The organism is Streptomyces sp. NPDC055287 (assembly GCF_053646035.1).
Map to the genome: position 1 here is coordinate 140376 of NZ_JBSHNE010000009.1, position 19894 is coordinate 160269.

Below are 19894 nucleotides of genomic sequence, written 5' to 3' on the forward strand. Positions count from 1 at the left end.
TACAGACACGCGCTCTTACTGGTTGTACGGACCGTAGTCGTAGTCCTCCAGCGGAACGGCCTGGCCGGAGCCGGTGCCGAACGGCGAGTAGTCGATGTCGTCGTAGCCGACGGCCGAGTACATCGCGGCCTTGGCCTCCTCGGTGGGCTCCACCCGGATGTTGCGGTAGCGGGACAGACCCGTACCGGCCGGGATGAGCTTACCGATGATGACGTTCTCCTTGAGGCCGATCAGGGAGTCGGACTTGGCGTTGATCGCCGCGTCCGTCAGAACCCTGGTCGTCTCCTGGAAGGACGCCGCCGACAGCCACGACTCGGTCGCCAGCGAGGCCTTGGTGATACCCATCAGCTGCGGACGGCCGGAGGCCGGGTGGCCGCCTTCCGTGACCACACGACGGTTCTCGCCCTCGAAGCGGCCGCGCTCGACGAGCTCGCCCGGAAGCAGCTCGGCGTCGCCCGACTCGATGATCGTCACGCGGCGGAGCATCTGCCGGATGATGATCTCGATGTGCTTGTCGTGGATCGACACACCCTGGCTGTTGTAGACCTTCTGGACTTCGCCGACCAGGTGGACCTGGACCGCGCGCTGACCGAGGATCCGCAGCACGTCGTGCGGGTTGGTGGCACCCACGGTGAGCTTCTGGCCCACCTCGACGTGGTCGCCCTCGCCCACGAGCAGACGGGCACGCTTCGAGATCGGGAACGCCGTCTCGTCGCTGCCGTCGTCCGGGGTGACGACGATCTTCTTGGTCTTCTCGGTCTCCTCGATACGGATGCGGCCTGCCGCCTCCGAGATCGGGGCGACACCCTTGGGCGTACGAGCCTCGAAGAGCTCGACGACACGGGGCAGACCCTGGGTGATGTCGTCACCGGCCACACCACCGGTGTGGAAGGTACGCATCGTCAGCTGGGTGCCGGGCTCACCGATGGACTGGGCGGCGATGATGCCGACCGCCTCACCGATGTCGACCAGCTTGCCGGTGGCCAGCGAGCGGCCGTAGCAGAAGGCACAGGTGCCGACCGCGGACTCGCAGGTCAGGACCGAGCGGGTCTTGACCTCCTCGACGCCGTGCACGACCAGCTGGTCGATGAGCACGTCACCGAGGTCGACGTTGGCCGGCGCGATGACCTTGCCGTCGATGACGACGTCCTCGGCGAGCATGCGTGCGTACACGCTCGTCTCGACGTCGTCGGTCTTGCGGAGGATGCCGTCGGCGCCCTTCTCCGCGATCTTCAGCTTGAGGCCGCGGTCGGTGCCACAGTCCTCCTCGCGGATGATCACGTCCTGCGAGACGTCCACCAGACGACGGGTCAGGTAACCCGAGTCGGCGGTACGCAGGGCGGTGTCGGCGAGACCCTTACGGGCACCGTGGGTGGAGATGAAGTACTCCAGCACGGACAGACCCTCACGGAACGACGCCTTGATGGGGCGAGGAATCGTCTCGTTCTTGGCGTTCGACACCAGACCACGCATACCGGCGATCTGACGCATCTGCATCATGTTTCCTCGGGCACCCGAGTCAACCATCATGAAGATGGGGTTCGTCTTGGGGAAGTTCGCGTTCATCGCCTCGGCAACCTCGTTGGTCGCCTTGGTCCAGATCGCGATGAGCTCCTGAGTGCGCTCTTCCTTGGTGATGAGACCGCGCTCGTACTGCTTCTGGACCTTCTCGTCCTGTGCCTCGTAGCCCTTGACGATGGCCTTCTTGGCCTCGGGCACGACGACGTCGGAGATGGCCACGGTGACGCCCGAACGGGTCGCCCAGTGGAAGCCGGCCGCCTTCAGGTTGTCGAGCGTCGCCGCCACGATGACCTTGGGGTAGCGCTCCGCCAGGTCGTTGACGATCTCGGAGAGCTGCTTCTTGCCCACCGAGTAGTCGACGAACGGGTAGTCCTCGGGCAGCAGCTCGTTGAAGAGCGCGCGGCCCAGCGTGGTACGCAGCCGGAAGCTGTCGCCCTGCTGGAACTCCTGCTCGCCCTCCTCCGCGACCGGCGGCACCCAGCCCCGCGGCGGGATGGTGCCCACCGGGAAGCGGATGTCGACCTTGGCCTGGAGCGAGAGCTCACGGTTGTCGAACGCCATGGTCGCCTCGGCGGTCGAGCCGAAGCTGCGGCCCTCACCGATGACCTTGCGCTCTTCCTCGTCGGTCGTGAGGAAGAAGAGACCGAGAACCATGTCCTGGGTCGGCATGGTGACGGGACGACCGTCGGCCGGCTTCAGGATGTTGTTCGAGGACAGCATCAGGATGCGGGCCTCGGCCTGCGCCTCCGCGGAGAGCGGCAGGTGCACGGCCATCTGGTCACCGTCGAAGTCCGCGTTGAACGCGGTGCAGACGAGCGGGTGGATCTGGATGGCCTTGCCCTCGACCAGCTGCGGTTCGAAGGCCTGGATGCCGAGGCGGTGCAGCGTCGGCGCACGGTTCAGCAGAACCGGGTGCTCGGCGATGACCTCTTCGAGTACGTCGTACACGACGGTGCGCCCGCGCTCGACCATGCGCTTCGCCGACTTGATGTTCTGCGCGTGGTTGAGGTCCACCAGGCGCTTCATCACGAACGGCTTGAAGAGCTCCAGCGCCATGGCCTTGGGCAGACCGCACTGGTGCAGCTTCAGCTGCGGGCCGACGACGATCACGGAACGCGCGGAGTAGTCCACACGCTTACCGAGAAGGTTCTGACGGAAGCGGCCCTGCTTGCCCTTGAGCATGTCGCTCAGGGACTTCAGGGGGCGGTTACCGGGACCGGTGACCGGGCGACCGCGGCGGCCGTTGTCGAACAGCGCGTCGACGGCCTCCTGCAGCATCCGCTTCTCGTTGTTCACGATGATCTCGGGGGCACCGAGGTCAAGGAGACGCTTGAGGCGGTTGTTGCGGTTGATCACGCGGCGGTACAGGTCGTTCAGGTCGGAGGTCGCGAAGCGGCCACCGTCCAGCTGCACCATCGGACGCAGGTCCGGCGGGATGACCGGCACGCAGTCCAGAACCATGCCCTTGGGGCTGTTGCTGGTCTGCAGGAACGCGGAGACGACCTTGAGGCGCTTGAGCGCACGGGTCTTCTTCTGGCCCTTGCCGGTACGGATGATCTCGCGCAGCCGCTCGGCCTCTTCGTCGAGGTCGAAGGACTCCAGGCGCTTCTGCAGAGCAGCGGCGCCCATCGAGCCGTCGAAGTACGTACCGAAGCGGTCGCGCAGCTCGCGGTAGAGCAGCTCGTCGCCCTCGAGGTCCTGGACCTTGAGGTTCTTGAAGCGGCTCCACACCTCGTCGAGACGGTCGATCTCACGCTGCGCACGGTCGCGCAGCTGCTTCATCTCACGCTCGGCACCTTCGCGCACCTTGCGGCGTACGTCGGCCTTGGCGCCCTCGGCCTCGAGCTCGGCCAGGTCGGTCTCGAGCTTCTTGGCGCGGGCTTCGAGGTCGGAGTCGCGACGGTTCTCGATCTGCTGGCGCTCTACGGAGACGTGCGCCTCCAGCGACGGCAGGTCGCGCGTGCGGCGCTCCTCGTCCACGAACGTGATCATGTACGCGGCGAAGTAGATGACCTTTTCGAGGTCCTTCGGCGCGAGGTCCAGCAGGTATCCGAGGCGCGACGGGACGCCCTTGAAATACCAGATGTGGGTGACGGGTGCGGCCAGCTCAATGTGGCCCATCCGCTCACGACGCACCTTGGCGCGAGTGACCTCGACGCCGCAACGCTCGCAGATGATGCCCTTGAAGCGGACACGCTTGTACTTACCGCAGTAGCACTCCCAGTCCCGGGTCGGGCCGAAGATCTTCTCGCAGAAGAGTCCGTCCTTCTCGGGCTTGAGCGTGCGGTAGTTGATGGTCTCCGGCTTCTTCACTTCGCCGTGCGACCAGGTCCGGATGTCGTCCGCGGTGGCGAGGCCGATCCGCAGCTCGTCGAAGAAGTTGACGTCGAGCACTTGTCGTCAATCCCTCTTTCGGGGTCGAGAGTCAATCATGGTCTGAACGGGTCCGGGGAGAGCCGGCCGCCGCGGTGAAGCGACGGCCGGCCAACCCGTCAGACCTCTTCGACGCTGCTCGGCTCGCGCCGGGACAGGTCGATACCGAGCTCTTCCGCAGCGCGGAAGACGTCCTCGTCGGTGTCGCGCATCTCGATGGACATGCCGTCCGAGGACAGCACCTCCACGTTGAGGCACAGGGACTGCATCTCCTTGATGAGCACCTTGAAGGACTCGGGGATGCCGGGCTCAGGAATGTTCTCGCCCTTGACGATGGCCTCGTAGACCTTCACGCGGCCGGTGACGTCGTCGGACTTGATGGTCAGCAGTTCCTGGAGGGCGTATGCGGCGCCATAAGCCTCGAGCGCCCACACCTCCATCTCCCCGAAGCGCTGGCCACCGAACTGGGCCTTACCACCCAGCGGCTGCTGGGTGATCATCGAGTAGGGACCGGTCGAACGCGCGTGCAGCTTGTCGTCGACCAGGTGGTGGAGCTTGAGGATGTACATGTACCCGACCGAGATCGGGTCCGGGAACGGCTCACCCGAGCGGCCGTCGAACAGGTTGGCCTTGCCGGAGGGCTGAACCATCCGGTTGCCGTCGCGGTTCGGGATCGTCGACTCGAAGAGACCGGAGATCTCGTCCTCGCGCGCACCGTCGAAGACCGGGGTGGCGACGTTGGTGCCGGGGGCGACCTCGTCGGCGCCGATGACCTTGAGGCGCTCCATCCACTCCTCGCTGCCCTCGACCTTCCAGCCCTGACTGGCGAGCCAGCCCAGGTGGATTTCGAGGACCTGTCCCGGGTTCATTCGGGACGGGACACCCAGCGGGTTGAGGATGATGTCGACCGGGGTGCCGTCCTCCATGAACGGCATGTCCTCGATCGGCAGGATCTTCGAGATGACGCCCTTGTTGCCGTGACGGCCGGCGAGCTTGTCACCATCGGTGATCTTGCGCTTCTGCGCGACGTACACGCGAACCAGCTGGTTCACGCCCGGCGGCAGCTCGTCGCCCTCTTCGCGGTCGAAGACGCGGACACCGATGATCTTGCCGACCTCGCCGTGCGGCACCTTCAGCGAGGTGTCGCGCACTTCGCGCGCCTTCTCACCGAAGATCGCGCGCAGCAGGCGCTCTTCCGGCGTCAGCTCGGTCTCACCCTTGGGCGTGACCTTGCCGACGAGGATGTCACCGGCGACGACCTCGGCACCGATACGGATGATGCCGCGCTCGTCGAGGTCCGCGAGGACCTCTTCGGAGACGTTCGGGATGTCCCGGGTGATCTCCTCCGGGCCGAGCTTGGTGTCACGGGCGTCGACCTCGTGCTCCTCGATGTGAATCGAGGAGAGGACGTCGTCCTGCACCAGGCGCTGGCTGAGGATGATCGCGTCTTCGTAGTTGTGACCCTCCCACGGCATGAACGCCACGAGCAGGTTCTTGCCGAGCGCCATCTCACCCTGCTGGGTGGCGGGCCCGTCGGCGAGGACCTGGCCCTCGACGACCCGGGCGCCCTCGTCGACGACAACCTTCTGGTTGACCGAGGTGCCCTGGTTGGAGCGGGAGAACTTCGCGATCCGGTACGTCGTGTACGTGCCGTCGTCGTTGGCGACGGTGACGTAGTCCGCGGAGACCTCCTGGACCACACCGTCCTTCTCCGCCTTGATGACGTCACCGGCGTCGACCGCACAGCGGTATTCCATGCCGGTGCCGACGAGCGGCGCCTCGGACGTGATCAGCGGCACGGCCTGACGCATCATGTTCGCGCCCATGAGCGCGCGGTTCGCGTCGTCGTGCTCGAGGAACGGGATCATCGCGGTGGCGACCGACACCATCTGGCGCGGCGAGACGTCCATGTAGTCGACGTCGTCGCCCGGGATGTAGTCGATTTCGCCGCCACGACGGCGGACGAGCACGCGCGACTCGGTGAAGCGCATGTCCTCACCCAGCGTCGCGTTCGCCTGGGCGATCACGAAGCGGTCTTCCTCGTCGGCCGTCAGGTAGTCGACCTCGTCGGTGACCACACCTTCGGTGACGCGGCGGTAAGGCGTCTCGACGAAACCGAACGCGTTGACGCGGCCGTACGAGGCGAGCGAACCGATCAGACCGATGTTCGGGCCTTCGGGAGTCTCAATCGGGCACATACGGCCGTAGTGAGACGGGTGCACGTCACGGACCTCGAAGCCGGCCCGCTCACGGGAGAGACCACCCGGGCCAAGCGCCGACAGACGGCGCTTGTGGGTGAGACCCGACAGCGGGTTGTTCTGGTCCATGAACTGCGACAGCTGGCTGGTGCCGAAGAACTCCTTGATGGAGGCGACGACCGGCCGGATGTTGATCAGGGTCTGCGGCGTGATCGCCTCGACGTCCTGAGTCGTCATCCGCTCGCGCACGACGCGCTCCATACGAGCCAGACCCGTGCGGACCTGGTTCTGGATGAGCTCGCCGACGTTGCGCAGACGACGGTTGCCGAAGTGGTCGATGTCGTCGGTCTCGACGACGATGCTCCGGCCCGACTCGCCGACCGTCTCGACCTCGCCGGCGTGCAGCCGGACCAGGTACTTGATGGTGGCGATGATGTCCTTGCTGGTGAGGACACCCGCGTTCAGCGGCTCATCGGCGCCGAGCTTCTTGTTCACCTTGTAGCGGCCGACCTTCGCGAGGTCGTAGCGCTTCGGGTTGAAGTAGAGGTTCTCGAGCAGCGTCTGAGCAGCCTCACGCGTGGGCGGCTCGCCCGGGCGGAGCTTGCGGTAGATGTCGAGCAGCGCGTCGTCCTGGCCCTGGGTGTGGTCCTTCTCCAGGGTGGCGCGCATGGACTCGTACTCGCCGAACTCTTCGAGGATCTGCTCGGTGGTCCAACCGAGAGCCTTGAGGAGAACGGTCACGGACTGCTTGCGCTTGCGGTCGATGCGGACACCGACCATGTCGCGCTTGTCGATCTCCATCTCCAGCCAGGCACCCCGGGACGGGATGATCTTGGCGGAGAAGATGTCCTTGTCGGACGTCTTGTCGATGGAGGAGTCGAAGTAGACACCCGGCGAGCGGACCAGCTGCGACACAACGACACGCTCGGTGCCGTTGATGACGAAGGTGCCCTTGTTCGTCATGAGCGGGAAATCGCCCATGAAGACCGTCTGGGACTTGATCTCGCCGGTCTCGTTGTTGGTGAACTCTGCGGTGACGAAGAGGGGAGCCGCGAACGTGAAGTCGCGCTCCTTGCACTCGTCGATCGAGTTCTTCGGCGGCTCGAACCGGTGGTCGCGGAACGTCAGCGACATCGACCCGGAGAAGTCCTCGATCGGCGAGATCTCCTCGAAGATCTCTTCCAGACCAGACTTGGTGGGGACGTCCTGTCCGCTCTCGAGAGCGGCCTCGACGCGACCCTTCCAAGCGGCATTGCCGAGCAGCCAGTCAAAGCTCTCGGTCTGCAGCGCAAGGAGGTTAGGAACCTCGAGGGGCTCCTTGATCTTTGCAAAGGAGATGCGCAGCGGGGCGGTGCTGGCGCCGTTGTTCGTATTGGAGGTCGAGGCGTTGCGCGAGGCGGCCAAGAGGGGGTCCTTCCGAGGGCTCGGACTCACTACGCGCGTACCGGTCCCAAGCTGGCACAGCGACAGAAATCCCTGGTCGGGGATATTCGGCCGTCGATGCTCGAGCGAGGGTATGCCCCTGGTGACGGGCAGGAGGCAGCTAACAGGCAGCGCAAAGGGTCAGTGTAGCCACTTGGCCCACTGATGTCCAGTGCGGGTTGTTTGACACCCTCGCTGTACTCAACTCCTGCGGAAAGCCATGCGCTGTATGCGCATATCAGTACTGCCCTCTACGTCGCCGATCCATGCCTCGGATCCGGATCGGTATGACGACGCGTCCTGAGAATTGCGCGCCTCGTGCGGTTCGTCAAGGCCCCCCCGCTCTCCACTGAGATCGTCACTGGCCACGGCGCCGTACGGCGCATGGCCACCCGCGGGGCGTACGGCGAAGATCACGATACTCGCCACGACGCCAAGAGCAAGGACGGCGTCCCGGGAACGCCTGAGGGCGACCACCCGAATGGGTGATCGCCCTCAGAACGTGAGCAGCTGAGTCAGAGACTCAACGAGGTCACTTGACCTCGACAGCCGCGCCGGCGGCCTTGAGGGACTCGGCGGCCTTCTCAGCGGCCTCCTTGGCGACCTTCTCGAGGACCGGCTTCGGAGCGCCGTCGACGAGGTCCTTGGCCTCCTTCAGACCCAGCGAGGTCAGCTCGCGCACGACCTTGATGACCTGGATCTTCTTGTCGCCGGCACCGGTGAGGATGACGTCGAACTCGTCCTGCTCCTCGGCGGCCTCGGCGGCGCCACCAGCGGCACCACCGGCGGGGGCGGCGGCAACCGCGGCAGCGGCGGTGACGTCGAACTTCTCCTCGAAGGCCTTCACGAACTCAGAGAGCTCGATGAGGGTCATCTCCTCGAACTGCGCGAGCAGGTCGTCCTGGGTGAGCTTCGCCATGATGGCGTCCTTCCACTAATTCGGCTGGTGCCGATGTACATGTGAGGCGGGCGTACTTCCGGCCCGCTGCGACCTGCGCCTAGCTGGCGTCGGTCAAAAAGCGAGCCGAATTACTCGGCACCGCCCTGCTCGGCCTGCTTGGCACGAAGCGCCTCCGCGGTGCGGACGAACTTCGAGGGAAGCGCCTTGAACAGCGAGGCAGTCTGCGACTGCTTGCCCTTCATGGCGCCCGCCAGCTTGGCGAGCAGAACCTCGCGGGACTCGAGGTCCGCGAGCTTCTTGATCTCATCGGCGGACAGCGCCTTACCGTCAAGGACACCGCCCTTGATGATCAGGTTGGGGTTCTCCTTGGCGAAGTCACGAAGACCCTTCGCCGACTCCACCGGGTCACCGGTGATGAAGGCAACCGCCGTCGGACCTGCGAACAGGTCGTCCAGCGTGTTGATCCCGGCCTCGTTGGCCGCAATCTTGGTCAGCGTGTTCTTCACCACGGCGTACTGGGCGTTCTCACCGAGCGAACGACGCAGCGTCTTGAGCTGCGCCACGGTGAGACCCCGGTACTCGGTCAGCACGGCGGCGTTCGAGCTACGGAACTGGTCCGCGAGCTCGGCTACCGCGGCAGCCTTGTCGGGCCTTGCCATAGAGCGTCGGCCTCCTTCCGGGTGATGAGGACCGCTCAGAAGGGGCTGGGCAAACAAAACGCCCCGGCGCAGGCGCACGGGGCGTAGCTCGACCGGAACATGTCCGGGAGCTTCTCCACGACACCTACGCGGGTCGTCCGCACCTAGCGGATCCTTCGGCCACCGCACCTTCTTGCGAAGACACGGCAACGACCAGCGGTCTTTGGCTTCCGGGGAAGACTACGCGAACGGCTCACCCACATGCAAATCGGGCCCCGCGCCTCCCGAAGGAGGTGCGGGGCCCGACTGAACCACTCGGTGAGCCGTCAGGCCCGACCCGGTCAGACAGCGGCCGGGTCTTCCTCGACGAGGAGGTTACGGGTGCGGTTCGGGTCCAGCGGGATGCCGGGGCCCATCGTCGTGGCGAGGGCGGCCTTCTTGATGTAGCGACCCTTCGCGGCGGACGGCTTGAGACGGAGGATCTCCTCCAGCGCCGCGGCGTAGTTCTCGACCAGCTTCGTCTCGTCGAAGGAGACCTTGCCGATGATGAAGTGCAGGTTCGAGTGCTTGTCGACGCGGAACTCGATCTTGCCGCCCTTGATGTCCGTGACAGCCTTCGCCACGTCCGGGGTGACCGTTCCGGTCTTCGGGTTCGGCATCAGACCACGCGGACCGAGCACGCGACCGAGGCGGCCGACCTTGCCCATGAGGTCCGGGGTGGCGACAACGGCGTCGAAGTCCAGACGGCCCTTCGCAACCTCGTCGATGAGCTCGTCGGAGCCGACGATGTCGGCGCCCGCGGCCTCCGCGGCCGCAGCACGGTCACCGGTCGCGAAGACCAGGACCCGGGCGGTCTTGCCGGTGCCGTGCGGCAGGTTCACGGTGCCGCGGACCATCTGGTCGGCCTTGCGCGGGTCGACACCCAGACGCATGGCGACCTCGACGGTGCCGTCGAACTTCGTGGCGGAGGTGTCCTTGGCAATGCGGACGGCCTCGAGCGGGGCGTACAGACGCTCCCGGTCGATCTTCGCGTCCGCGTTGCGGAAGTTCTTGCTGCGCTTCACTTCTGCTCCTTGGGCAGTTACCCCATGCGGCTTCCGCTGCGTGGGAGGTGGAGTCGTGGTGCGGACCAGCGCTTGGCCCTACCACTGAGGTGCTACGGGGACTTTCAGCCCTCGACGGTGATGCCCATGGAACGGGCGGTACCGGCGATGATCTTGTCCGCGGCCTCGAGGTCGTTGGCGTTCAGGTCGGGGAGCTTGACCGTCGAGATCTCACGCACCTGAGCGGCGGTGAGCTTCGCGACCTTGGTCTTGTGGGGCTCGCCCGATCCCTTGTCCACACCAGCGGCCTTGAGGATCAGCTTCGCGGCCGGCGGGGTCTTCGTCACGAAGGTGAAGGAGCGGTCCTCGTAGACCGTGATCTCCACCGGCACGACCATGCCACGCTGCGACTCGGTCGCGGCGTTGTAGGCCTTGCAGAACTCCATGATGTTGACGCCGTGCTGGCCCAGCGCGGGGCCGACCGGCGGAGCCGGGTTGGCCGCGCCGGCGTTGATCTGGAGCTTGATGAGCCCCGTGACCTTCTTCTTCTTGGGAGGCATTGCTCTCTCCGGGTCCTAGTGAGAGTTTCCTGCCATCCGATCACCGGACGGAGGCATACCGCACAACGATAACGGGTATAGCGGTGCGGCTAAAAACCGAGCAGGTCAGACCGGCTGCGAGAGCCGGTCTGACCTGGTCGGAAGCATGGGTCCAGAGAAGATTAGTTCTTCTGGATCTGGTCGAAGCTGAGCTCGACCGGGGTCTCGCGACCGAAGATCTCGACGAGGCCCTTGACCTTCTTCGAGTCGGCGTTGATCTCGTTGATCGTCGCCTGGAGGGTCGCGAAGGGGCCGTCGGTGACGGTAACGGAGTCGCCCACCTCGAAGTCCAGCACCTGGACCTCCATCTTGCGGCTGGGCGCCGGCTTGCCCTCGGCCTCGGCGGCCTCACGGGCGGCCTTCTCCTCGGCCTCCGGGGCGAGCATCTTGACGATCTCGTCCAGCGTCAGCGGGTACGGGTCGTAGGCGTTGCCCACGAAGCCGGTGACGCCGGGGGTGTTGCGGACAACGCCCCAGGACTCGTTGGTGAGGTCCATGCGGACCAGGACGTAACCGGGAAGCTTGTTCTGGCGGACGTTCTTACGCTCGCCGTTCTTGATCTGGACGATCTCTTCCTCGGGGACTTCCGCCTGGTAGATGAACTCCTCGACGTTCAGCGAAACGGCGCGCTGCTCCAGGTTCGCCTTCACACGCTTCTCGTACCCGGCGTACGTGTGGATGACGTACCACTCGCCCGGCAGGGTGCGGAGCTCCTCGCGGAGCGCGGCGATCGGGTCGGCCGGCGCGGCGGGCTCTTCCTCGGAGTCCTCGGCGGACTCGTCGGACTCGGCTTCGGCGGCGTCCTCGACATCGGCGGCTTCGTCGGCCTCGGCGGCTACCTCGGCAACGTCCTCGTCGGACTCGACGTGCACGGCGGTCTCTTCCGCCGGCTCGCTCGCAGCGACGTCAGCAGCTTCCGCCTGGTCCTCGTCGGCCGCCTCGACGATGTCGAGCTGGTCCTCAACGGACTCCGGGCTTTCGCTCGGCTCAACGGCGTCGTTCAGGTTCGGGTCAGACACGGTGGCTGCTTCTTCCTGGATACAAATGGGTGGAACGGCGAAAGGGGCGCCGGGTGGGGCGCCCTACGCGGGATCAGCCGAAGACGTACTTGACGGCTCGGGCGAAGCCCATGTCGATCACGGTCACAATGCCGATCATGATGACGACGAAGACAATCACCACGGAGGTGTACGTCGTCAGCTGGCTGCGCGTGGGCCAGACGACCTTGCGCAGCTCTGCGACGATCTGGCGGTAGAAGAGCGCGAGACGGCCCAGGGGACCCTTCTTGCCGCGCTTACCGCCCTTGCGGGACTTCTTGCTGGAGTCCGGCGTCTCGTCCTGGGCATCAGGCATGTCGATGGAGCCCACGGCGTCCGTCACGCTACTCACCTGATTCCGGGTCGTGGCCGTGCCGCGCCCGGTGGAGCCGCACGGCAGTGCATAGAAGTACGTACATGCGCACACATCCTGGCGAAGATGTGTGTAGCAGGGCCGGAGGGACTTGAACCCCCAACCGCTGGTTTTGGAGACCAGTGCTCTACCAATTGAGCTACGACCCTTTGTGGTTCCCCCAACCTACCGCATCCGACCGAGTGCACGGAGTGCGCACGGTCGGGTGGCTGCTGAGGGGCCAACGACGAGTGAGTGTACGTGGTCACAGGCCCGGCGTCGAACAGATACCGCGCGGGCGCTTCCCGTCAGCCGGGTGTCCGACCCTCGGTATGTGTGTGCTGAGCGGGATTGCGGTCTGGGACGATGGGCCGTATGAGCGCTGCAACTCCTCCCACCGAGCGCCGGGTCTCAGCCCGAATCGGCGCTATCTCCGAGTCCGCGACCCTTGCCGTCGACGCCAAGGCCAAGGCCCTGAAGGCCTCCGGCCGTCCGGTCATCGGCTTCGGCGCGGGCGAGCCCGACTTCCCTACGCCCGGCTACATCGTCGAGGCCGCGATCGAGGCCTGCCAGAACCCGAAGTACCACCGCTACACGCCGGCCGGCGGGCTCCCCGAGCTGAAGGCCGCGATCGCCACGAAGACGCTGCGTGACTCCGGTTACGAGGTGGACGCCTCGCAGGTGCTGGTCACCAACGGCGGCAAGCAGGCCATCTACGAGGCGTTCGCCACGATCCTGGACCCGGGCGACGAGGTCATCGTCCCGGCTCCGTACTGGACGACGTACCCCGAGTCGATCCGTCTCGCCGGCGGTGTGCCGGTCGACGTGGTGGCCGACGAGACGACCGGCTACCGGGTCTCCGTCGAGCAGCTGGAGGCGGCCCGTACGGAGAAGACCAAGGTCGTCCTCTTCGTCTCCCCGTCCAACCCGACCGGCGCGGTGTACACCGAGGCCGAGACCGAGGCGATCGGCCGCTGGGCCGCCGAGCACGGTCTGTGGGTGCTGACGGACGAGATCTACGAGCACCTGGTCTACGGCGACGCCTCCGCGGTCTCCCTCCCGGCGGTCCTGCCGGAGCTGCGCGACAAGTGCATCGTCGTCAACGGTGTGGCCAAGACGTACGCGATGACCGGCTGGCGGGTCGGATGGATCATCGGCCCCAAGGACGTCATCAAGGCGGCGACCAACCTCCAGTCGCACGCCACCTCCAACGTGTCGAACGTCGCTCAGATCGCGGCGCTCGCGGCTGTCTCCGGCAACCTCGACGCGGTCGCCGAGATGCGTTCCGCCTTCGACCGCCGTCGGCAGACGATGGTGCGGATGCTCAACGAGATCGACGGCGTGCTCTGCCCGGAGCCGGAGGGCGCGTTCTACGCGTACCCCTCGGTCAAGGGGCTGCTGGGCAAGGAGATCCGGGGCAAGCGCCCGGAGTCCTCGGTCGAGCTGGCCGCGCTGATCCTGGACGAGGTCGAGGTGGCGGTCGTCCCGGGCGAGGCCTTCGGCACGCCGGGCTACCTGCGGCTCTCGTACGCGCTGGGCGACGAGGACCTGGTGGAGGGTGTGTCTCGCATCCAGAAGCTGCTGGCCGAGGCCCGCGACTAGTACCCAGGCGTTCAACGGGCCCCCGGCTGCTGCCGGGGGCCCGTTTCTGCGTTCGGGCACTTACTCGTTCGAGCAAAGACGCTTCCGGACGGCTCGTATGTGCGGCAGGATCTTGGGATGTTGAGTGTGCGCGATGTCCGACTGCTGCCGAAGGCCCATCTGCATCTGCATTTCACCGGTTCGATGCGGCCCGGCACGCTTCTCGAGCTGGCCGACAAGTACGGCGTGCACCTGCCCGAGGCGCTGACCAGCGGGGAGCCGCCGAAGCTGCGGGCGACGGACGAGCGCGGCTGGTTCCGGTTCCAGCGGCTGTACGACGCCGCCCGGTCGTGTCTGCGCGAGCCCGAGGACATTCAGCGGCTGGTGCGCGAGGCGGCCGAGGAGGACGTGCGGGACGGCTCGGGGTGGCTGGAGATCCAGGTCGACCCGACGTCGTACGCGCCGATGCTCGGTGGCCTGATTCCGGCGCTGGAGATCATCCTGGACGCGGTGGACAGTGCGTCGCGGGAGACCGGGCTCGGGATGCGGGTGCTGGTCGCGGCGAACCGGATGAAGCACCCGCTGGACGCGCGGACGCTTGCCCGGCTCGCCGTGCGGTACGCGGACCGGGGGATCGTCGGCTTCGGGCTCTCCAACGACGAGCGCAGGGGCATGGCCAGGGACTTCGACCGCGCCTTCGCCATCGCGCGGGAGGGCGGGCTGCTCGCGGCGCCGCACGGCGGCGAGCTGACCGGGCCCGCGTCCGTACGCGACTGCCTGGACGATCTGCGCGCGTCGCGGATCGGGCACGGCGTACGGGCGGCGGAGGACCCCCGGCTGCTGCGGAAGCTGGCCGAAAGGGGCGTCACGTGCGAGGTGTGTCCGTCCTCGAATGTGGCGCTGGGTGTGTACGAGAAGCCCGAGGACGTGCCGCTGCGGACGTTGTACGACGCCGGGGTGCCGATGGCGCTCGGCGCGGACGACCCGCTGCTGTTCGGGTCGCGGCTGGCGGCGCAGTACGAGCTGGTGCGGCGGCATCACGGGTTCACCGACGCCGAGCTGGCCGAGCTGGCGCGGCAGTCGGTGCGGGGGTCGGCCGCGCCCGCGGATGTGCAGGCGAAGCTGCTGGCCGGGATCGACCACTGGCTGGGTGGGTGATCGGTCGGGGGGTGGCTCTGGGGCGGTGTGCCGGGGCCTTGGGGCGGTGTGCGGCGGCCCCGGGGTCGGTGCCGCGCCGGGGCGTCTCCTCGGGTGCCGGACGGGCGAGAGGTCGGTTCGCGACGCCCACGCCATGTTCGTTCGCCCCATGCGGGGAGCACCCCGCCACGGCACCTCCTGACATCTCGGAGCGCGTGGCGGGGTCGTCCCTGGCGGGTAGCCCTCGCTCGGCTAGAGGGTGACGCCCACTGTCACCGGTTCGTTCACCAGGGTCACGCCGAACGCCTCGCGGACGCCGGCCACCACCTCGCGTGCCAGCGCCAGCAGGTCCTCGGTGGTCGCCTCGCCGCGGTTGGTGAGGGCCAGCGTGTGCTTGGTGGAGATGCGGGCCGGGCCCGTCCCGTAGCCCTTGGTGAAGCCGGCCTTGTCGATCAGCCAGGCCGCGGAGGTCTTGGTCCTGCCGTCGCCCGCCGGGAACGCCGGCGGCCCCACATCGGCGCCGAGTCGCGCCCGGGCGCGGATCAGGAAGGCCGCGTACTCCTCGTCGCTGAGGATCGGGTTGGTGAAGAAGGAGCCCGCCGACCACGTGTCGTGGTCCTCCGGGTCCAGGACCATGCCCTTGCCCGCGCGGAGCTTGAGCACGGTCTCGCGGGCCACGGCGGCGGGCACCCGGTCGCCGGCTTCGACGCCGAGGGTCCGCGCGGTCTCGGGGTACTTGATCGGCGCCGACATGCCACCCGCGTCCTCCAGCGCGAAGCGGACGCGCAGGACGACGAAGCGGTCCGGGTGCTCCTTGAAGCGGCTGTGGCGGTACGAGAAGTCACAGTCGGCGGCGGGGATGGTGAGTGTCGTGCCCTCGCGGCGGTCGTAGGCGACCACCTCGGTGATGACGCTGGACACTTCCTGGCCGTACGCCCCGACGTTCTGGATCGGGGTCGCGCCGGCCGACCCGGGGATCCCCGCGAGGCACTCGATGCCCGCGAGGCCGGCTTCGACCGTGCGGGCGACGGCATCGGTCCAGACCTCGCCGGCGGCCAGTTCCAGCGACGTACCGTCGAGGCGGAAGCCGGTGGTCGCGATGCGCAGGGCGGTGCCGTCGAAGCCCTTGTCGCCGATGACCAGGTTGCTTCCGCCGCCGATGACGAGCAGCGGGGTGCCGGCCGCGTCGGCCTCGCGGACGGCGGCGATCACCTCGTCGTCGGTGGTGGCCGTCACGAGACGGGTCGCGGGGCCGCCGAGCCGGAAGGTGGTCAGGGGGGCGAGGGGGGCGTCGTGGAGTTCCAGCACGGGACAAGCGTACGGGGCCGTCAGTGGACCACCAGTTCCCGCTCCTGCCGCGGCGCCGGGGCGCCCGTTGCGCGTCGCGACGGGATCAGCAGCGCCACCGCCGCCCCGAGGGCCACGACACCCGCGCCGATCCACAGGGCGGGGACTGTGCCGTCGCTGAAGGTGTCGGCGGACTCGTAGCCGCCCTTGGCCGCGAAGACCGCGCCCAGGACCGCGATGCCGAGGGCTCCGCCGACCTCCCGCAGGGCGTTGTTGGCGCCGGAGGCGACTCCCTGCTCGGCGGGACGGACGCTGGACATCACCAGGCTGGCGGCGGGGGCGAAGTACAGCCCCATGCCGATTCCGCTGAGGATCAGCGCGGGGAGCTGGGCGGCGTACGAGACGTCGGGACCGAGGACGGCGGCGTAGATCCCGAGCCCGAGGGCCTGGAGGGCGAGGCCTGCCGCGACCACGGGGCGGCCGCCGATGCGGTCGGAGAGATATCCGGCGAGGGGCGCCACGATCAGCGGCATGCCGGTCCAGGGGAGCATCCGCAGACCGGCCTCGGTGGGCGAGTGGCCGAGGACGCTCTGCAGGAACTGGCTGAGCAGGAAGATCGAGCCGAACATGCCCAGGAACATCAGCAGGCTCGCGATATTTATCCCGAAGAAGGCCCGGTTCCGGAAGAGCCGCATGGGGAGCATGGGGTTGCTGTTGCGGAAGCCGTGGTGGACGAAGCCGCCGATGAGTGCGCCGCCGAGGATCAGGCCGGTGAGGATCGGCGTACTGGTCCAGCCGTCCGACTGCCCGTTGACCAGGGCGTACACGATCCCGAAGAGGCCGCCACTGACCAGGAGCGTGCCGGGGATGTCGAGCCGGGCGTGCGGTGCGTACGACTCCTTCAGGCGCAGCCGGGCCAGCGGCAGCAGCGCGAGGCCGATCGGCACGTTCAGCCAGAAGATCCACTGCCAGGAGATGTGCTCGGTGAGGCTGCCGCCGATGAGCGGGCCGCTGGCCACGGCGAGGCCGGTGACGGCGCCGAAGATGCCCAGGGCCGTGCCGCGGCGTGCGGCGGGGACGGCCGCGGTGAGCAGGGTGAGGGTCAGCGGCATCATGATCGCCGCGCCGACACCCTGGACGGCTCGGGCGGCGACGAGGGCGTCGATGCCGGGGGCGAGCGCTGCCGCCGCCGACGCCCCGGTGAAGACCGTCAGGCCGGTGATGAAGAGCCGGCGGCGGCCGAACCGGTCGCCGAGGGCCGCCCCCAGCATGAGCAGGACGGCGAAGGTGAGCGTGTACGCGCTCACCGTCCACTCCAGGTCTTCGAGCGCGCCGCCGAGGTCTTCGCGGATGGACGGCAGGGCCGTCGTCACGACGAGGTTGTCGAGTGCCGCCATGAAGCCGGCGACGCTGGTGATGATCAGGGCCCAGACGGCGCCGGAGCGGCCCGGTGTGGTGTGTTCCATACTTCCCCCGTGAGGTTAGTTATTGATGACTAACTTTCTTGCTCAGAGAAAGGCGCTTCCTCGCGACCGCGGAGCCCTACTCCAGAAACGGAGTCGCGCTCATGTCGAAGCCGGACCACACGCGGTGGCCGGAGGGGAAGCCCAGCGACGCCAGCACATTGATCAGCATCCCGAAGGACAGGAAGAACGTGGTCTCCTTGGTGTCGCCGCCCAGAATGAGGCGGGAGGAGTCCCAGAGCCGTTCCCACTCCATCCGGACGGCCTCGCCGAACGCACGGTCCCCCGACGCCTCGGCGGATGCCACTGCGACGAACACCTGCATCTGCATGAGGAGTCGCTCCGGATCGCGGGCGAGCAGCTCCTTGTACGCGTTGGCCATGGCCATGTGCGCATCCTCGGCCGGCACCTCGCTCGCGGCGTCCGCCATCGCCTGCCGGGTCTCGGCGAGACTCCGGGTCGCGGCGGCCAGGAACAGTTCCTGCTTGTTCTTGAACAACCTGAAGAGGTACGGCTGCGAGACCCCGACGCGTTTGGCGATCGACTCGGTGGAGGTGCCGTGGTAGCCGCCTCGCGCGAACTCGGTGATCGCCGCGCGGATGACGCTCTCGCGTCGCTCGTCTGCGCTCATCCTGACCATGCGAGAAAGTTAGTGGCCAATCACTAATGGCGTCAACAGGCGAGCACGAGTAAGGGGCACCCCGCCATTGGGGGTGCCCCTTACTCGTTCGCTGCGTCAGCCGAGCTGGACCACGGCGCGGGACATGCCCAGCACCTTCTGCCCGGCGCTCATGGCCGTCAGGTCAACCCGGACCCGATTGCCCTCCAGCAGGGCGGCGACCTTGGCGCTGACCTCGATCAGCGCACCCTTGTCGTCGTTCGGGACTATGACCGGCTTCGTGAAACGCACGCCGTACTCGACGACGGCGGCCGGGTCGTCCACCCAGTCGGTGACCACCCGGATCGCCTCGGCCATGGTGAACATGCCGTGCGCGATCACGTTCGGCAGCCCGACCTCGGTGGCGAACTTCTCGTTCCAGTGGATGGGGTTGAAGTCGCCGGAGGCGCCCGCGTACCGCACGAGCGTGGCGCGCGTCACGGTGAAGGACTGGGCCGGCAGCTCGGTGCCGACCTCGACGTCCGCGTAAGAGATCTTCGCCGCCATCACGCCTCCTCGGCCGCGCGCGCGACGAGCTTCGTCCACGCCGTCACCACGTGCTCGCCGGACTCGTCGTGGACGTCCCCGCGGATGTCCAGGATGTCGTTGCCGGCCATCGACCTGACCGCCTCTATGGTCGAGGTGACCGTCAGTCGGTCCCCCGCACGCACCGGGCGCTTGTACGCGAACTTCTGATCGCCGTGCACGACCCGGCTGTAGTCAAGACCGAGCTGCGGGTCCTCGACGACCTGCCCCGCCGCCTGGAAGGTGATGGAGAAGACAAAGGTCGGCGGTGCGATCACGTCGGAGTGACCGAGTGCCTTGGCGGCTTCCGGATCGGTGTACGCGGGATTGGTGTCGCCCACTGCCTCGGCGAACTCCCGGATCTTTTCCCGGCCGACCTCGTACGGTGCGGTGGGCGGATAGGCCCGCCCCACGAAGGACTGGTCGAGCGCCATGGACTCGTACCTCCTGATACCTGATACCTGATGACTGGTGGCTGACGCCTGATCAAATCACTGAACAAACGACACGAGGCCGCCCCCGAAGTGGGGACGGCCTCGCATACGAGCCTGTGTTTAGCGGGTTTCGCGGTGCGCAGTGTGCGAGTTGCAGCGCGGGCAGTGCTTCTTCATCTCAAGACGGTCCGGGTTGTTACGCCGGTTCTTCTTGGTGATGTAGTTCCGCTCCTTGCACTCCACGCAGGCCAGCGTGATCTTCGGGCGGACGTCGGTGGCAGCCACGTGAGTGCTCCTTGGACGGACGGTTGACGGATGAACGCATAAAAGAGTAGCCGATCGAAGGACCGACCCCACAATCGGCTACCGTGTGTAGCGGTGACCGGACTTGAACCGGTGACACAGCGATTATGAGCCGCTTGCTCTACCGACTGAGCTACACCGCTTTGATGTCCGGATCACCCCGCCCGAAGGCGGGGATCTCCGATCACCAGAGCCCCAATACGGAATCGAACCGTAGACCTTCTCCTTACCATGGAGACGCTCTACCGACTGAGCTATTGGGGCGAGCGATGAAGACATTACACGGTCGCCCGCCGATCGCCCAAATCCGTTTCTCGCGCCCCCGCGCGTGCCCATCGCAGCGGTCCCGTACGCCACTCGTGCCCACACCGGTACGACTATTTCGCTCCTCCTCGATGCCTGGTTTGCGGGCCCCTAGGCTC

The 19894-nt window shown here is 67.1% G+C and carries 16 protein-coding genes and 3 tRNA genes; 2 read left to right on the plus strand and 17 right to left on the minus strand.

Annotated features, from left to right (window positions below; all coding sequences use genetic code 11):
• Positions 1-15 precede the first annotated feature (15 nt).
• The 9 genes from ACWIHY_RS16940 to ACWIHY_RS16980 form a co-directional block, all read right to left on the minus strand.
• A complete protein-coding gene (locus ACWIHY_RS16940) occupies positions 16-3915 on the minus strand; it encodes a DNA-directed RNA polymerase subunit beta' (protein WP_454376418.1) in 3900 nt (1299 codons plus the stop codon).
• 98 nt (positions 3916-4013) lie between these two features.
• Positions 4014-7496, minus strand: a complete 3483-nt coding sequence (rpoB, locus tag ACWIHY_RS16945) for a DNA-directed RNA polymerase subunit beta (protein ID WP_069927473.1) — start codon at positions 7494-7496, stop codon at positions 4014-4016.
• A gap of 550 nt (positions 7497-8046) precedes the next feature.
• Positions 8047-8433, minus strand: coding sequence for a 50S ribosomal protein L7/L12 (gene rplL, locus ACWIHY_RS16950; RefSeq protein WP_454376419.1), 387 nt, complete (start codon positions 8431-8433; stop codon positions 8047-8049).
• Positions 8434-8543: 110 nt separating this feature from the next.
• Positions 8544-9074 (minus strand): 50S ribosomal protein L10, encoded by a 531-nt coding sequence (gene rplJ / locus ACWIHY_RS16955; protein ID WP_214974375.1) that lies wholly within the window; start codon positions 9072-9074, stop codon positions 8544-8546.
• 320 nt (positions 9075-9394) lie between these two features.
• Positions 9395-10117 (minus strand): 50S ribosomal protein L1, encoded by a 723-nt coding sequence (gene rplA, locus ACWIHY_RS16960; protein WP_454376420.1) that lies wholly within the window; start codon positions 10115-10117, stop codon positions 9395-9397.
• Between the two features lie 104 nt (positions 10118-10221).
• On the minus strand, positions 10222-10656 hold the full coding sequence (rplK, locus tag ACWIHY_RS16965; RefSeq protein WP_028812391.1) for a 50S ribosomal protein L11: 435 nt from the start codon (positions 10654-10656) through the stop codon (positions 10222-10224).
• A gap of 161 nt (positions 10657-10817) precedes the next feature.
• Positions 10818-11714 carry a transcription termination/antitermination protein NusG gene (nusG, locus tag ACWIHY_RS16970; RefSeq protein ID WP_454376421.1) on the minus strand — a complete coding sequence of 299 codons (897 nt, stop codon included), beginning with the start codon at positions 11712-11714 and terminating at the stop codon, positions 10818-10820.
• 73 nt (positions 11715-11787) lie between these two features.
• Complete coding sequence (gene secE, locus ACWIHY_RS16975; protein WP_454376422.1) at positions 11788-12075, minus strand: preprotein translocase subunit SecE; 288 nt, start codon at positions 12073-12075, stop codon at positions 11788-11790.
• 106 nt (positions 12076-12181) lie between these two features.
• Positions 12182-12254 (minus strand) — tRNA-Trp (locus ACWIHY_RS16980).
• Positions 12255-12459: 205 nt separating this feature from the next.
• Here ACWIHY_RS16980 and ACWIHY_RS16985 point away from each other — a divergent pair.
• Together ACWIHY_RS16985 and ACWIHY_RS16990 are read left to right on the plus strand one after the other, a co-directional pair.
• The gene (locus tag ACWIHY_RS16985; RefSeq protein ID WP_454376423.1) at positions 12460-13686 is read left to right on the plus strand and encodes a pyridoxal phosphate-dependent aminotransferase; all 1227 of its coding nucleotides are present in this window, start codon (positions 12460-12462) and stop codon (positions 13684-13686) included.
• A gap of 117 nt (positions 13687-13803) precedes the next feature.
• Entirely contained in the window at positions 13804-14823 is a 1020-nt protein-coding gene (locus ACWIHY_RS16990; RefSeq protein ID WP_454376424.1) for an adenosine deaminase, read from the plus strand.
• Between the two features lie 231 nt (positions 14824-15054).
• On the opposite strand, the gene ACWIHY_RS16995 is transcribed toward ACWIHY_RS16990, so the two are convergent.
• From ACWIHY_RS16995 to ACWIHY_RS17030, 8 genes are all read right to left on the minus strand, one after another.
• Positions 15055-16110 carry a UDP-N-acetylmuramate dehydrogenase gene (locus ACWIHY_RS16995; RefSeq protein WP_454376425.1) on the minus strand — a complete coding sequence of 352 codons (1056 nt, stop codon included), beginning with the start codon at positions 16108-16110 and terminating at the stop codon, positions 15055-15057.
• Between the two features lie 20 nt (positions 16111-16130).
• Positions 16131-17555, minus strand: a complete 1425-nt coding sequence (locus tag ACWIHY_RS17000; protein WP_454376426.1) for an MFS transporter — start codon at positions 17553-17555, stop codon at positions 16131-16133.
• Positions 17556-17631: 76 nt separating this feature from the next.
• Entirely contained in the window at positions 17632-18192 is a 561-nt protein-coding gene (locus tag ACWIHY_RS17005) for a TetR/AcrR family transcriptional regulator (protein ID WP_454376427.1), read from the minus strand.
• Positions 18193-18288: 96 nt separating this feature from the next.
• A complete protein-coding gene (locus tag ACWIHY_RS17010; RefSeq protein ID WP_454376428.1) occupies positions 18289-18717 on the minus strand; it encodes a MaoC family dehydratase in 429 nt (142 codons plus the stop codon).
• The gene (locus ACWIHY_RS17015; RefSeq protein WP_454376429.1) at positions 18717-19169 is read right to left on the minus strand and encodes an FAS1-like dehydratase domain-containing protein; all 453 of its coding nucleotides are present in this window, start codon (positions 19167-19169) and stop codon (positions 18717-18719) included. Before ACWIHY_RS17015 ends, ACWIHY_RS17010 begins: the two co-directional genes overlap by 1 nt.
• Positions 19170-19289: 120 nt before the next feature.
• Positions 19290-19454 (minus strand): 50S ribosomal protein L33, encoded by a 165-nt coding sequence (gene rpmG / locus ACWIHY_RS17020; protein ID WP_003956487.1) that lies wholly within the window; start codon positions 19452-19454, stop codon positions 19290-19292.
• 88 nt (positions 19455-19542) lie between these two features.
• A tRNA-Met gene (locus tag ACWIHY_RS17025) sits at positions 19543-19615 on the minus strand.
• Positions 19616-19663: 48 nt separating this feature from the next.
• Positions 19664-19736: transfer RNA gene (locus ACWIHY_RS17030), tRNA-Thr, on the minus strand.
• Positions 19737-19894 lie beyond the last annotated feature (158 nt).